We start from the raw sequence: 14,821 nt of genomic DNA on the forward strand, positions 1-14,821 counted from the left end.
TTTGTGTGTGCTCCTCTGGAATCCTCTGATTTGGAATAGGGGGTGGCGCGGGATCAGTCGCGGTACTTGACGCCGGGCAGCACGCACAGCAGCTCGTACGCGAGGTTCGCGCCGAGCAGCGCCGTGGTACCGAACGGGTCGTACGGCGGCGCGACTTCGACGAGATCGCAGCCGACGATGTTCAGCCCCTTCGCGCCGCGGATGATCTCGAGCGCCTGCGGCACCGTGAGGCCGGCGATTTCCGGCGTGCCCGTGCCCGGTGCGTAGGCCGGATCGATGCCGTCGATGTCGAAGCTGATGTAGACGGGCGTGTCGCCGACGCGTGCGCGCACTTCTTCCATCAGCGGCGCGAGCGACTTGTTCCAGCATTCCTCGGCCTGGACGACGCGGAAGCCCTGTTCGCGGCACCAGTCGAAATCCTCGGCCGCGTAACCCGTGCCGCGCAGGCCGATCTGCGTGACCTTGTCGCCGTGCAGCAGGCCTTCCTCGACCGCGCGGCGGAACGGCGTGCCGTGCGCGATCTTTTCGCCCATCATCGTGTCGTTCACGTCGGCGTGAGCATCGACGTGGATCAATGCAACCTTGCCGTGCTTGCGGTGGATCGCGCGCAGGATCGGCAGCGCGATCGTATGGTCGCCGCCGAGCGTGATCGGCTTGCAGTCGTGCTCGAGGATCGCGTCGTATGCGGCTTCGATACGCGCGATGGAATCGTGCAGGTTGTAGGGATTGATCGCGACGTCGCCGATGTCGGCGACCTGCAATGAATCGAACGGCGCGGCGCGCGTGGCCATGTTGTACGGGCGCAGCAGCACGGATTCGGTGCGGATCTGGCGCGGGCCGAAGCGCGCGCCGGTGCGGTTGGACGTGCCGAGATCGAACGGCACGCCGACGAAGCATGCGTCGAGGCCTTCGGCGCTCGCCACGTGCGGCAGGCGCATCATCGTCGCGATGCCGCCGCAGCGCGGCATTTCATTGCCGCCGAGCGGCTGGAAATGGGTGTGGTCGTTCATGGGGCGCCTCTTCCGGTGTGGGGTTGCCGTATCATTCGACGCGGCTTGGCGCACAGTTTTACGCGCTCCGCCGGGAAAGAAGAATGCGAAGATATCGACGTTAACATCGATTTTCATCGATGTATGGAAGGGGAAGAGCGTGCTGGGGAATCTGTCGACCCTCGATCTGCGGTTGATCCGCGTGTTTCTCGCGGTCACGGACGCGGGCGGCGTATCGGCCGCGCAGGCCGTGCTGAACGTCGGTCAGTCGACGATCAGCGCGCAGTTGTCGTCGCTCGAGACGCGGCTCGGCTACCGGCTCTGCGAGCGCGGCCGCAGCGGTTTCCGGCTCACGCCGAAGGGCGAACGGTTTCATGCGATGAGCCGCAAGCTGCTCGCGGCACTCGATGAATTCGGGATGGCCGCGCGGCACATGGACCGCCAACTGGTCGGCACGCTGAACATCGGCCTGATCGGCCATACGCCGGTCAGCCAGAACGCGCGGATCGCCGAGGCGATCGCCGCGTTCCGCACGCGCGACGAGGCCGTGCGCTTCTCGATCTCCGTGCGCGCGCCGGGCGATCTCGAGGAGAAGCTGCTGAGCGACGAGATCCAGATCGCGGTCGGCTACTTCTGGCACCGCGTGCCGACGCTGCACTACACGCCGTTGTTCATCGAGCGCCAGGTTGCGTACTGCGGCCGCGGCCATCCGCTGTTCGACGGCGCCGGCACGCTGACGCCGGCCGACGTCGCGGGCTTCGAATGGGCGTGGCGCTCGTATCCGCTGCCGGAAGCGCAAATGTCGACGACGCCCGACCGCGTGACCGCGACCGCCGACAACATGGAGGCCGTCGCGCTGCTGATCCTGTCCGGCCACCACCTCGGCTACCTGCCGCAGCACTTCGCAGCGCCGTACGTCGCGCAGGGGCTGCTCGCGCCGCTCAATCCGGAGCAACTGCGCTACGACGTGACGTTTCACATGGTCGTTGCGCGCAACGGGCGCGCTAATCCGCTCGTGGAGGCGTTTCTCGAGGATCTCGAGCGCGCGCACCAGGCGCCCGACGCCGTTTGAGGCCTGTGGTGCCGACAAGGTAAACAAGCGTTACGCCGCGGAGGCGGCCGGCCGTCTGCATCGATGCGCGTCGAAGTAACGCGCCGAGCGTGGTTGCGTTCGGCCGTCCGCCCACGGCGTGCCGGCATCAAGGTACCGGCAACCCCGCGTCGTGCTTCACCTCGCGCAGCGACAGCGCCGATTCGATCGACGTCACGCCCGGCAGCATCCGCAGCGAGTCGCGCACGAACGTGCCGTAGTCGTCGAGGTCGCGCGCGACCACCTGCAGCAGGTAGTCGGCCGTGCCCGCGACGTTGTGGCATGCCAGGATCCGCTCGATGGCCAGCACTTCCCGTTCGAACCGGTCTGCGACCTTGCGGTCGTGCGTCGCGAACCGCACCAGCACGAACGCGACGACGCCGAACCCGAGCGCCTGGCGCGACAACTGTGCGCGGTAGCGCTCGATGTAGCCGTCGTTTTCGAGACGTTTCAGGCGCCGCGCGCAAGGCGTCTCGGACAGGCCGACGGATTCGGCGAGACGCGCGATCGGCAGGCGGCCGTCGCGCTGCACCGCAGCGAGGATCGCGCGATCGGTTTTGTCGAGTTCGGTCATATTGGCGGAATCCTTGTCCTGGTGTCTGGATTGTGGCGGATTCCCCTATGGATTGCCAATCCTGAGTCGAAGATGGCCAATAATCCCTCTACCTTCAGCGGCAACATATCGTCATTGAAGGACGGGGGCAGAACATGATTTCCACGCATTTGCTGTTGATCTATCTCGCCGCGCTGGCGGCCATTTATGCGGTGCCGGGGCCCGACATGGCGCTCGTGCTGCAGACCAGCATCGGTCGCGGCGTGCGGCCGGGGATGGCGGCGGCGGCCGGGCTGTCGCTCGCGCGCACCGCGCACGTGACGCTGTCCGCATGCGGCGTCGCAGCACTGATCCGCAGCGCGCCGTGGCTGTACGAGGTGATCCGCTACGGCGGCGCGCTCTATCTCGCGTATGTCGCGATCCAGGTGTTCCGCTCGCCCGTGTTCGCGCTCGGCGACAGCGATGCGGCAGCGACCGCCGACGTGCTGCGGCAGTCGTTCGTGAAGGGGCTGCTGACGAACCTGCTGAACCCGAAGGCGCTGCTGTTCTGCTCGGTGCTGCTGCCGCAGTTCGTGCGGCCGGAGGCCGGGCCGGTCGTCGTGCAGATGTTCGAGCTCGGCGCGCTGCTGGTCGCAGCCGGCGTGTGCTTCGACCTCGCGTGCGTGTTCGGCGCGTCGCGCATCGCGGCGTGGATGCGCGCGCATCCGTTGGCGCAGACCGTGCAGCGCTGGACGTTTTCCGCGGCGCTGATCGGTTTCGCGCTGCGCCTGTCGATGGACTGACCGGCGCCGCTGCATCGCCGCGACGCAGGTCGACAGGCCGCGCGGCGGTGGTGTACCGATCGGCGCAGGCCGCGCGCAATGCCGGCCTTCGCGCGCATGCCCCGTCGCAGAAGGGCGTGCGCGCAAATCATCTGACTGTTCTAAACTCCCTTTAACTTCGCGCTGCAGCGAACCGACTGACCGAACGGAACCGACTTCCGCCGGCTATGTCCGATTTCCTGGTTGTTCCGTGCAACGCGGTACCAAGGAGGGTCTGAACATGGCAAGGCATCTTCACGCCGACCGTGAACCCCGAATCGTCGCCGAGTCCAAGTGCCTCGGCCCGTGCGATCCGGCAGAACGCATCCACGTCACGATCATGTTGCGGCGGCAGGAAGAAGGGCAACTCGATACGCTGCTTCACCAGCTCGCCACTGGCGACGCGCAAGCGAAACCGGTGTCGCGCGAAACCTTCGCGCAACGTTTTTCCGCCAATCCCGACGACATCCGCAAGACCGAGGACTTCGCGCGTCGCCACCAGCTGACGGTCGATCGCGTCGATCCGGTCGAAAGCGTCGTCGTGCTGTCCGGCACGATCCAGCAGTTCGAAGCGGCGTTCGGCGTCAAGCTCGAGCGCTTCGAGCATCAGTCGATCGGCCAGTATCGCGGCCGCTCCGGCCCGATCGCGCTGCCCGACGATCTCGGCGACGCCGTCACGGCCGTGCTCGGCCTCGACAGCCGCCCGCAGGCGCGACCGCACTTCCGGCTGCGGCCAACGTTCAAGCCCGCGCGCGGCGGCGCGGCGGGCGTCACGTTCACCCCGATCCAGCTGGCATCGCTGTACGGCTTCCCGGCCGGCGATGGCGCCGGGCAGTGCATCGCGATCATCGAGCTCGGCGGCGGCTACCGCGCGGCGGACATCCAGCAGTATTTTCGCGGGCTCGGGATCACGACGCCGCCGACGCTCGTCGACGTGAACGTCGGCACCGGCCGCAATACACCGTCCGGCGACCCGAACGGCCCGGACGGCGAAGTCGCGCTCGACATCGAGATCGCCGGCGCGATCGCACCGGCCGCGAAGATCGCGGTCTACTTCGCACCGAACAGCGACGCGGGCTTCATCCAGGCCGTCAACGCGGCCGTCAACGACACGGCCAACAAACCGTCGGTGATCTCGATCAGCTGGGGCGGCCCGGAAGCGATCTGGCAGGCGCAGTCGGCGCAGGCATTCAACCGCGTGTTGCAGGCGGCGGCCGCGCAGGGCGTCACCGTGTGCGTGGCGTCGGGCGACAGCGGCTCGGGCGACGGGCTGCAGGACGGCGCCGATCACGTCGACTTCCCCGCATCGAGCCCGTACGTGCTCGGCTGTGGCGGCACGCAACTCGACGCGCTGCCCGGGCAGGGCATTCGCAGCGAGGTCACGTGGAACGACGAGGCGTCGGGCGGCGGCGCGGGCGGCGGCGGCGTCAGCACGCTGTTCGACCTGCCGGCGTGGCAACAGGGGCTCGTCGTCACGCGCGCCGACGGCGGCAGCACGCCGCTCGCGAAGCGCGGCGTGCCGGACGTCGCCGCGGATGCTTCGCCGCAGACGGGCTACGAGGTGTCGGTCGCCGGGACGGCCACCGTGATGGGCGGCACGAGCGCGGTCGCGCCGCTGTGGGCCGCGCTGATCGCGCGGATCAATGCGGCGGCTAGTGCTGCGGCCGGCGCATCGGCCGGCTGGGTCAATCCGGTGCTGTACAAGAATCCGGGCGCGCTGCGCGATATCACGAAAGGATCGAACGGCACGTATGCGGCCGCGTCGGGCTGGGACGCCTGCACGGGGCTCGGCAGCCCGGACGGAGCGCGGCTCGCCGCGATCCTCGCGCGCAAGCCGTCGAGCTGACGCATCGCCACACGCCTTTTTCGTTCGACGCGGGTTTCCTGCCCGCGTCTTTTTTCACCTCCAGGAGCAGCACGATGGGCATCGATTCCGCATCTTCCGGCGGCGTGTATCCGCTGCATCACGGCGACCACAATTCGCAGAGCGTGCCGCCGACCGTCAATCCGGTTGCGCTGAGCCACGGCCGCGACCAGCCGTTCTTCGATCCGGTTGCGTACGGCAACGGCCCCGACGATTCGGTGACCGACACGACCGAAGCGGCCGCGATCACGCATCACACGATCCTGATCGACGGGAAGCGCATCGCGTACACGGCGACGGCCGGCCACCTCGTGACGGTCGACCCGAGCAGTTCGCAGCCGGCCGCGAAGATCTTCTACGTTGCATTCACGGCCGACGGCGCGAAGGAAGAAACGCGGCCCGTGACGTTCTTCTATAACGGCGGGCCCGGTTCGTCGTCGGTGTTCGTGCTGCTCGGCTCGTTCGCGCCGAAGCGCATCAAGACGTCGATGCCGGGTTTCACGCCGCCCGCGCCGTACCAGATGGAAGACAACCCGGACAGCATGATCGACCACAGCGACCTCGTGTTCATCAACCCGGTCGGCACCGGCTATTCGGCGGCCGTCGCGCCGAACAAGAACCGCAACTTCTGGGGCGTCGACCAGGATGCGGATTCGCTGAAGCAGTTCATCAAGCGCTACCTGACGAAGAACAATCGCTGGAATTCGCCGAAATACCTGTTCGGCGAATCGTACGGCACCGCGCGGAGCTGCGTGCTCGCGTACAAGCTGCACGAGGACGGCATCGACCTGAACGGCGTCACGCTGCAATCGTCGATCCTCGACTACCGACAGGCCGGCAACCCGGTCGGCGCGCTGCCGACCGCGGCGGCCGACGCGTGGTATCACAAGAAACTCGGCGTCACGCCGGCGCCGACCGATCTCGGCGCGTTCGTCGAGGAAGTCGCGCAGTTCTCGCGCACCGACTACCTGAACGCGTTGCGGACGGTCCCGCATGCGGACCCGGCCGCCGTGCAGAAACTGTCGCAATACACCGGCATCGACACGGCGACGCTGCAATCGTGGAGCCTCGATATCGCGGGCTACGACGCGCGCGGCAATTCGCTGTTCCTGACGACGCTGCTGCATGCGCAGGGGCTCGCGCTCGGTTCGTACGACGGCCGCGTGACCGCGATCTCGACGGGCATCGCCGGCAAGATCGACCCGAACTCGGGCGGCAACGATCCGACGATGACGGCCGTGACGGGCGTCTATACGGCGATGTGGAACAGCTATTTGAACGAGCAGTTGAAGTACACGTCGAATTCCGCGTTCACTGACCTGAACGACCAGGCGTTCCGGAACTGGGATTTCAGCCACATCGACCCGACCGGCGCGCAGCAGGGCATCGACGCGCAGGGGAACGTGATTCTCTACACGGCCGGCGATCTTGCCGCGGTGATGGCGTTGAACGTCGACCTGAAGGTGCTGTCGGCGAACGGCTTGTACGATTTCGTCACGCCGTTCTACCAGACCGTGATCGACCTGCAGCAGATGCCGCTCGAGGATCAGAAGGTGCGGCAGAACCTGTCCGCGCGTTTCTATCCGTCGGGGCACATGGTGTATCTCGACGGCGGCTCGCGCACCGCGCTCAAGCGCGACCTCGCGACGATGTACGACGCGACGGTCAGCGATACGGGCGCGCGGATGCGGATTCGCGCGCTGCAAACGAAGAAGACGGGCGGGCACGCGTAGCGTTGCCTGTCTCCTGGTTGCCGCGCGTCGCCGCGATGGCGCGCGCGGCGGTCGGGTTCCGACGCTGCCGGCCGGTTGTCAGGCCGCAGCGCCGGATTGCGACGCGGCCGTATTTCCGCGTCAGTGGCCGGCTTGCGCGGTCGGCCAGTCGAACGGCGTGTACGGCAGCGCGCGCTTGTGGCGCGAACCGTCGTAGAAGCGCAGCACCGTTTCGTACACATGGTCGCTGACCGGCTTGCCTTCGAGGAAATCGTCGATCTCGTCGTAGCTGACGCCGTAGGCGTGTTCGTCGGGGCGCAGCGGGCGCAGTTCCTCGAGGTCGGCCGTCGGCACCTTCATCACGATCGATTCCTCGCCGCCGAGCGCGCGGGCAACCGCGCGTACGCGGCGCTTGCTCAGGCCCGCGAGCGGCAGGATGTCCGCGCCGCCGTCGCCGAACTTCGTGAAGAACCCCATCAGCGATTCGGCTGCGTGATCGGTGCCGATCACGATGCCGCGCCGCGCGCCGGCCACTGCGTATTGCGCGATCATGCGCTCGCGCGCCTTGATGTTGCCGTGCACGAAATCCTGTTGCGCGGGCGTGTCGAACGCATGGCCGGAGGCGACCAGCGACGCGAGCATCGCGTCGGCGGCCGGCTTCACGTCGACGGTCAGCTCCTCGTCCGCGCGCACGAACGCGAGCGCGCGCTGCGCATCGGCTTCGTCGTTCTGCACGCCGTTCGGCAAACGCATCGCGATGAAGCGGGCGTCGTAGTCGTCGGCGCGCAGGCGTTCGACCGACAGTTGCGCGAGCCGTCCGGCCGTCGACGAATCGACGCCGCCGCTGATGCCGAGCACGTAGGTCCGCAGGCCGGTCGAACGAAGGTACTGCGCGAGGAAATCGACGCGGCGGACGATCTCGGCCTCGGCGTCGAAGTGCGGGGCGACGTTCAGTTCGGCAATGATCGCGCGTTGGCGGCTGGCGTAATCGGCGGATGTCATGAAGGGGGTTCCGGAACGAAATGCAAGGCGCCCATCATAAGCGCAATCGCGGCGGGGCGCCGCGCCGGGCGTGCGATCCGGCCGTCTCGCGTTGCTTCGGCGAGACGTGCTGCCTCGCCGTGGTGCACGGTGCGCCGGGCGGGTGCAGGATGCCGCGGGAAGGGCATCCGTGATGCAGGTCTCGATGAGCTTGTCGGCGAGCGTCGGCGCGGCCGCAAGACTGCAAGACTGCAAGACTGCAAGACCGCCCGACCGCCCGACCGCCCGACCGCCCGACCGCCCGACCGCCCGACCGCCCGACCGCCCGACCGCCCGCAAGACCGCAAGACCGCAAGACCGCAAGACCGCAAGACCGCAAGACCGCAAGACTGCAAGACCGCCCGACCGCCCGACCGCCCGACCGCCCGACCGCCCGCAAGACCGCAAGACCGCAAGACCGCAAGACCGCACAACCGCACAACCGCACAACCGCACATGTGCGCGTGCGTCAGCGCCGCGCGAGCACGACGCCCGCTAGTGCGAGCGCGAAGCCGACGAGCTGGATCGCCGCGAGCGTCTCGCCGAATAGCAGGTAGCCCTGCAGCGCGGCAAGCGGCGGCGCGAGGAACAGCAGCGACGTCGCGCGCGCCGCGTTGCCGCGCCGCAGCATCCACATCAGCATCGTGACCGCGCCGCCGGACAGGAACACGACGCCCCACACGAGCGACACCCACAGCGCCGGCGCGCCGATCCAGCGCGTTTCATGAAGCAGCACGACGAAGATCGCCGCGACGATCGCCGCGCCGAAGTTCTGCACGGCGACTGCGGTGCGCAGGTCGCTCTGCGCGAGCTTGCCTTTCTGGTACAGCGAACCGGCGGTGATCGACCCGACCGCGAGCACCGACACGGCGACCACGAACCACGCAGGCGCCGCGCCCGGAGGCGGCGCGACGCCGCCCGCGACCTTCGGCGCCAGCACGAGCGCGACACCGGCGAGCCCGAGCGCCATCCCGAACCAGCCGCGCGCGGGCAGGCGCTCGTTGAACAGCGGGACGGCGAGCACGGCGGTGGCGAGCGGCTGCAACGCGCCGAGCAGCGCCATGACGCCCGCGTTCAGCCCTTGTGCGACGGCCCAGTAGCTCGCGCCGAGATAGACGCCCTGCAGCAGCGCGCCCGCGATCAGGTGGCGCGGCCACTCGCGGCGTGCCGGCCACGGCGCGCGCGCGGCGAGCGCCACCGCGCCGAACAGCGCGGCCGTGCCCGCGAAACGCGCAAGCAGGAACAGGTTGGGATCGGCGTAGGGCTTGATTGCCCGTGCAACGATGAAGCCGGTGGACCACAGCGCGACGAACGCGGCGGCGACGATCGAGGTAAGCATGCGAGGCGGGCCGCGATACGGCCGGACGGAATCGTAAAGTCGGCCAGTATCGGGGGGAAGCGGCGCCGGCGTCTTGTCGAATCCTGCACTCGGGCCGCGCATCGTGCGAATGCGCCGGCGCTCGTTGCGTGCCGGGCGTCCTGCTTCCGGCGCGGGCCGGCTATCGGCGGGCGCGAGCGGGGCGCGGACGGGAAGAGCGCCGCACCGCACGCGGCGCGGGCAAGCGCGAAGCAGCGGAGATCAGTCGATCGAGAACGTGTCGAGCGGCTGGTTGGCGCGCGCGTCGGTCGCGAAGCGTGCGGCGAGTTGCTCGTAGAGCCGGCGGGCCTCGTCGAGCGTCAGGTCGATCCAGTACGGATCGCCGGCCGCATCGTTGAGTCGTTCGGGCGGAAACTGGATTTCGATCACGCTGCCTTTGCGATACATTGTGCGGGCCCCTTTGCCTGGTCTGTCGTTTGAGGAAGCGCAAAGTGTAGCAACCGGCACCGCGCCGATTCGCGCGCGTCAGGCAATACAGAATTTCGCTTTCGCGAAACCGGCCGGCCGCGTTTCGCGCCGCAGTCAAATGGCGGTCAAACGGCCGTAATACAATGGCCGGCTTACCCATTACCAGTCGCCTCGGGCGCACACGCGATGCTGGCGGAACAACGTCATCAATACATCCTGTCGGAGCTCGGACGGTCGGGCGCGTTGTCGGTTGCGGAGCTCGTGCGCTCGCTCGACGTGTCGCGCGAGACCGTGCGGCGCGACCTGAACGCGCTCGCCGCGCGCGGCCTGCTCGTGATGACGCATGGCGGTGCGCTGGCCGCCGACCGCCGCGAACCGAGCCTGTCCGAGCGCGAAGCCGCGAACGCCGAAGCGAAGCGCACGATCGGGCGGCGCGCGGCCGAATTCGTGCCCGACGACGCAACGGTGCTGATCGATTCGGGCAGCACGCCGCATGCGGTCGCGCTCGCGCTCGCCGACCGGCACCGGCTGTCGATCTACACGAACGACTGGCGCACCGCGTTCGTGCTCGCGCGGCGCAACGGCAACCGAGTGACGCTGCTCGGCGGCGAGCTGTCCGACGACGAAGACGCAACCTTCGGGCTCGACACGATCCACCAGCTCGCGCAATACCACGTCGATTTCGCGTTCGTCGGTGCCGGCGGCATCACGCCCGACGGCGAGTGCACCGACTACTCCCGGATCGCTGCCGAGGTGCGCAGCCGGATGATCGCGGCGGCCGGTACGGCAGTCATCGTCGCCGACCATTCGAAATTCGGCCACGTGACGCCGGTGCGGATCAACGGCGCGTCCGCCGCGCGCTATCTCGTGACCGAACGCGCACCCGACAAGGCCGTGCGCCGCGCCTTGACCGCGCGCGGGATCGAACTGCTGGTGTGCGACTGACGCGCGTCCGACATACAAGGTTCATCGAACCGTCATTCCGCGGGAAGAACCTCTGCCGACACTGACCCATTCATTTCGACCGGCCTCGCGGCCAGGGAGCAACGAATGACCGTCAGCGTGCGCAGCTATCTTTCCCCCACACTCGTCCTGCTGGCCTTCGACTGGGCCGATGCGCAGTCGCGTAACGATTTCCTCGGCTTTGCGATCCGGCGCACGCCGGGATTCTGGTCGGCCGACGGCAGGACACGTGCGCCGAACAGCTGGCTGCCGAACCGTCTGACGTTCGACGGCCCGGCCGCGGACACGCAGGGCGATGCGCCGACCGACCAGGCGCCGATCCAGAAATTCATGTGGTGGGATGCGCGCATCGATCCGCAGGACCGCGGCGCGTCGTTCCGCTACGACGTGTATCCGGTCGTCGGCACGCCGGCGAACCTGCAGGTGCTCGACGCGCAGGCCGGCGTGTGCGACGTCGTGCTGCCCGCGCATATCGAGGACGGCATCGGCACGTGGTTCAACCGCGCGGTGGTGAGCTCGCAGGCGTTCGCGAAGCAGGTCGCGGCGCTGGGCCTCGCGCCGAATGCGGCGCCGAGCGCCGCACAGGCGCTGAAGCTGCGCACCTGGCTCGCGAACGACATGGAGCAGGTGTTCGCGGAGATGCTCGCCCCCGCGTCGCGCGCGGCGTCGGCCGTCTATCACCTGACCGACACGCTGTGGGCGCTGCCCGCGTTCGAAGCGTTCGGGCGCAAGCACGGCGACGCGTCGCTCGCGATCGTCTACGACGCGCACACGACGGCGCGCAAGGGCCAGCCGCCGCTGCCGTCGCCGAACCAGCCGGCCGTCGACGCGTTGCAGGGGCTCGCGACGCTCGCGCCGCGCGACAAGACGCACATCATGCACGACAAGTTCATCGTGACCGATGCGCCGTCGAACCCGGCGCCCGCGCGCGTGCTGACCGGTTCCGCAAACTTCACGACCGAAGGGCTGACGGAGCAGGCCAACGTGCAGCATGCATTCGACTCGCCCGCGCTCGCCGCGCTGTATAACGACCGTGCGCATGCGCTGGCCGGCAATCCGTCGATCGCGGACACGGCGCGCCTGTCGCCGGGCTGGTCGGCGCCGATGACGATCGGCAGCGCGCAGGTACGGCTGGCCTTCTCGCCCGAACCGGCGGGGCAGCGCACCGAGATCGACACGATCGTCGCCGCGATTGCGGCCGCGAAGCATTCGGTGTCGTTCTGCCTGTTCATGCCGACCGACGCGGCCTTGCGCGACGCGTGTTTCGCGGCCGGCGACCGCGGGCTGATGATGTTCGGGCTGGTGAACAAGATCAACATCGGCAGTGCGACGAAGGCCGATGCCGCGCAGCAGGCCGGCCAGACGCTCGATGCGGCGACGCTCGCGAACCTCGAGCTGTATCACCGCAGCCGCGACAACCACGACGTGATTGACGCCGAGTACTTCTCGCCGGCGACGGTGCCGCAGGGCTTCGAGCCGGAATTGCGGCAGTTTCCGGGCGAACCTGCGCCGGCCTATCCGCCCGTCGTGATTCATCACAAGTTCATCGTGATCGATGCGGAAGGCGCGAATCCGGTCGTCTATACAGGGTCGGCGAACATGAGCCGCAATTCGGAGCAGTACAACGACGAGAACCTGCTCGAGATTCGCGACAAGCGAATCGCGGCGATCTATCTGGCGGAATTCCTGCGGCTCTACGAGCACTATCGCGCACGGGCGCTGGCGATCGATGCGAAGCAGCGCGGCGCCGGCACGGGCACGCATGCGCGGCTCGCGCTCGCGCCCGATTCGAGCTGGGCGAAGAAGTATTACGTGGCGGGAAGCCCGGAAGAGAAGGCGCGAATCGCGCTGGCGTCGACCGCGCCGACGGACTGATGCGGGAAGGGCACGGTTGCTTCGTGCCCCGGGCAGCCGCCGCTTACGCTGCGACGTAGCGCAGCACGGCGTCGGCGATCGTGTCGCGATGCCGTGCGCGCAGGCGCGGCGCCGATGGGTCGCGGCCGAACGCGGCGCCGAACGTGTAGCGGTTCGACACGCGGTGGAAGCAGAACGAGCTGATCAGCAGGTGCAGGTCGAACGCGTCGATGTCCTTGCGGAACGCACCGCTTGCCGCGCCGCGCTCGACCAGTTCCTCGAGCGTCTTGATGATGCTGACGTTGCGGTTCTTGAACGATTTGAGTTGTTCGAGATACTTCGCGCCGTGGATGTTCTCGATCGATACGAGGCGGACGAAGTCGCGATGCTTGTCGTGATAGTCGAACGTGAATTCGACGAGGCGGCGCATGCCTTCGCGCGGCTCCATGTCGCCGACGTGCAGCTCCTGCTCGAGCGCGCGGATGTCGCCGTACACCTTCTCCAGCACGGCCTCGTACAAGCCTTCCTTGCTTTCGAAGTAGTAATAGAGCATCCGCTTCGTCGTGTTCGTGCGCTCCGCGATCGCGTCGACGCGCGCACCGGCGAGTCCCATCGCGGAAAATTCCTGCGTGGCGACATCGAGGATGTTGCGCTTGGTTTGCTCGGGATCGTATTTGCGCCGTGCGTCGGACGCAAGCGCGCGGCTTTCGGACGTGGCAGCCTTGCTTCCTGCTTTCATGTGATCTTGTTCTGGCTTTGCGGCGGCTTGGACGAGGCATTCTAGCATGTGGGAAATCCCGGCCCGGCCGACCCTCCGCTCTAATCGGCCGGGCCGCCGCGGCTGCTCAGCGGCGGCAGGACGCGAGCGCGTCGCGGGCCTGGTACGCCGTGTACGTGAGTTGCGCGGCGGCGAGGCCGGCCAGCCCGAACGTGCGCGTGAGCCCGAACGCGGCGAAGCCGTCCGGCACCGGCCGGCCTTCGGCCAGCGCGGCCGCGAGCGCTTCGCCGGCCACCGTGGTCGGCGCCATCCCGTGGCCGCCGAACGCGATCGCGTGCCATACGCCGTCCGCGTCGCGGCCGATCTGCGGCATCTTGTGCCGCGCGTAGCTCATCAGCCCGCCCCACGCGTAGTCGACCTTCACGCCTTCCAGTTGCGGATACACGCGCAGCAGGTCGCGCCGCAGCAGGCGCGCGATTGCGTCGGGGCCGCGGTCGAGCACGGAGATCCGGCCGCCCCACAGGATGCGCGTGTCCTTCAGCGGGCGGTAGTAGTCGAACGCGAAACGCGTGTCGTAGATCGCGTACGGCGCGTCGATCGCGTCCGGCAGGCGCGCGCCGAGCGGTTCGGTCGCGATCACGTAGGTCGCGATCGGCAACACCGCGCGTTCGATGCGCGGCGACACGCCGCGCGCGTAGCCGCCGCCGGCGAACACGACGTCTTTCGCGCGCACCGCGCCCTGCGCCGTGCGGACGACGTATCCGGCGCCTTCGCGCGCGATGCCGAGCGCGGCCGAGCGTTCATAGACGCGCGCACCGCCGCGCGACGCGGCCGCCGCGACGCCGAGCACATACTTGAGCGGATGGAAGTGGAATGCGTTCGGCTCGAACAGGCCGCCGTAGTAGCGCTGCGTCTTCAGCCGCGCGCGCAGCGCGTCCGTCGAGACGGGTTCCCAGTCGACGCCGAGTTCGCGCTTCATCAGCGTGCGCACGCTGTCGAGCCGGGAAGGATCGTCGAACCAGTTCGCAAGCATCACGCCCTCGTCGACGATGTCGCAGTCGATCCCGTAGCGTGCGATCCGCGTGCGGATCAGGTCGACCGCATCGACGGTGAGCCGGTACAGCCGGCGCCCTTCGTCGCGGCCGAGCGTGCGCAGCAGGTCGGCGTTGTCGAGGCTGTAGCCGCCGAATACGAAGCCGCCGTTGCGGCCCGATGCGCCGAAGCCGACCCGTTCGCTGTCGAGCACGACGACGTCGTGCACGCCGCGCTCGACGAGGCCGAGCGCCGTGCACAGGCCGGCGAGGCCGCCGCCGACGATGCAGACCTGCGTGTCGATCGTGCCGGTCAGTTGCGGGTAGGGCTGGCGGGTAACGGTGGCTTCGTAGAAGTTCTGCATGCGATTTCGATGACTCGTAACGGCGGAAAAACGGATGGCGCGCGTCGATCTTGCCTGAACGCGCGCGCCGCGTCGA

General features: G+C 68.3%; 13 protein-coding genes. 6 read left to right on the forward strand and 7 right to left on the reverse strand.

Features of this window, described 5'->3' with window-relative positions; translation table 11 throughout:
* Positions 1–53: 53 nt before the first annotated feature.
* On the reverse strand, positions 54–1,010 hold the full coding sequence (gene speB, locus R9B84_RS36375; protein ID WP_034180920.1) for an agmatinase: 957 nt from the start codon (positions 1,008–1,010) through the stop codon (positions 54–56).
* 139 nt (positions 1,011–1,149) lie between these two features.
* On the opposite strand from speB, the gene R9B84_RS36380 reads away from it, so the two are divergent.
* Positions 1,150–2,061 (forward strand): LysR family transcriptional regulator, encoded by a 912-nt coding sequence (locus R9B84_RS36380; protein WP_423762158.1) that lies wholly within the window; start codon positions 1,150–1,152, stop codon positions 2,059–2,061.
* Between the two features lie 127 nt (positions 2,062–2,188).
* Here R9B84_RS36380 and R9B84_RS36385 read toward each other — a convergent pair whose 3' ends face one another.
* Complete coding sequence (locus tag R9B84_RS36385) at positions 2,189–2,653, reverse strand: Lrp/AsnC family transcriptional regulator (protein WP_423762159.1); 465 nt, start codon at positions 2,651–2,653, stop codon at positions 2,189–2,191.
* 134 nt (positions 2,654–2,787) lie between these two features.
* Here R9B84_RS36385 and R9B84_RS36390 point away from each other — a divergent pair, with 134 nt between their 5' ends.
* From R9B84_RS36390 to R9B84_RS36400, 3 genes are all read left to right on the forward strand, one after another.
* Complete coding sequence (locus R9B84_RS36390) at positions 2,788–3,414, forward strand: LysE family translocator (RefSeq protein ID WP_423762160.1); 627 nt, start codon at positions 2,788–2,790, stop codon at positions 3,412–3,414.
* A 259-nt stretch (positions 3,415–3,673) separates the two neighbouring features.
* A complete protein-coding gene (locus R9B84_RS36395) occupies positions 3,674–5,278 on the forward strand; it encodes a S53 family peptidase (RefSeq protein WP_423762161.1) in 1,605 nt (534 codons plus the stop codon).
* 74 nt (positions 5,279–5,352) lie between these two features.
* Positions 5,353–7,029, forward strand: coding sequence for a S10 family peptidase (locus R9B84_RS36400; RefSeq protein WP_423762162.1), 1,677 nt, complete (start codon positions 5,353–5,355; stop codon positions 7,027–7,029).
* 120 nt (positions 7,030–7,149) lie between these two features.
* On the opposite strand, the gene nadE is transcribed toward R9B84_RS36400, so the two are convergent.
* From nadE to R9B84_RS36415, 3 genes are all read right to left on the reverse strand, one after another.
* Positions 7,150–8,010, reverse strand: coding sequence for an ammonia-dependent NAD(+) synthetase (gene nadE, locus R9B84_RS36405; RefSeq protein ID WP_423762163.1), 861 nt, complete (start codon positions 8,008–8,010; stop codon positions 7,150–7,152).
* A gap of 487 nt (positions 8,011–8,497) precedes the next feature.
* Entirely contained in the window at positions 8,498–9,367 is an 870-nt protein-coding gene (locus R9B84_RS36410) for a DMT family transporter (RefSeq protein WP_423762164.1), read from the reverse strand.
* A 240-nt stretch (positions 9,368–9,607) separates the two neighbouring features.
* On the reverse strand, positions 9,608–9,793 hold the full coding sequence (locus tag R9B84_RS36415) for a hypothetical protein (protein WP_006480515.1): 186 nt from the start codon (positions 9,791–9,793) through the stop codon (positions 9,608–9,610).
* Positions 9,794–10,000: 207 nt separating this feature from the next.
* Here R9B84_RS36415 and R9B84_RS36420 point away from each other — a divergent pair, with 207 nt between their 5' ends.
* Positions 10,001–10,759: a DeoR/GlpR family DNA-binding transcription regulator gene (locus R9B84_RS36420; protein WP_423762165.1), complete on the forward strand. Its 759-nt coding sequence runs from the start codon at positions 10,001–10,003 to the stop codon at positions 10,757–10,759.
* 105 nt (positions 10,760–10,864) lie between these two features.
* Positions 10,865–12,652, forward strand: a complete 1,788-nt coding sequence (locus R9B84_RS36425; protein ID WP_423762166.1) for a phospholipase D-like domain-containing protein — start codon at positions 10,865–10,867, stop codon at positions 12,650–12,652.
* A 43-nt stretch (positions 12,653–12,695) separates the two neighbouring features.
* Here R9B84_RS36425 and R9B84_RS36430 read toward each other — a convergent pair whose 3' ends face one another.
* Together R9B84_RS36430 and R9B84_RS36435 are read right to left on the reverse strand one after the other, a co-directional pair.
* The gene (locus R9B84_RS36430) at positions 12,696–13,370 is read right to left on the reverse strand and encodes a TetR family transcriptional regulator (protein WP_034180911.1); all 675 of its coding nucleotides are present in this window, start codon (positions 13,368–13,370) and stop codon (positions 12,696–12,698) included.
* A 106-nt stretch (positions 13,371–13,476) separates the two neighbouring features.
* Positions 13,477–14,745, reverse strand: coding sequence for an NAD(P)/FAD-dependent oxidoreductase (locus R9B84_RS36435; protein ID WP_423762167.1), 1,269 nt, complete (start codon positions 14,743–14,745; stop codon positions 13,477–13,479).
* Positions 14,746–14,821: the final 76 nt, after the last annotated feature.

Origin of the sequence: Burkholderia sp. NLJ2 (assembly GCF_049487195.1) — a bacterium.
Taxonomy (GTDB): Bacteria; Pseudomonadota; Gammaproteobacteria; order Burkholderiales; family Burkholderiaceae; genus Burkholderia; species Burkholderia pyrrocinia.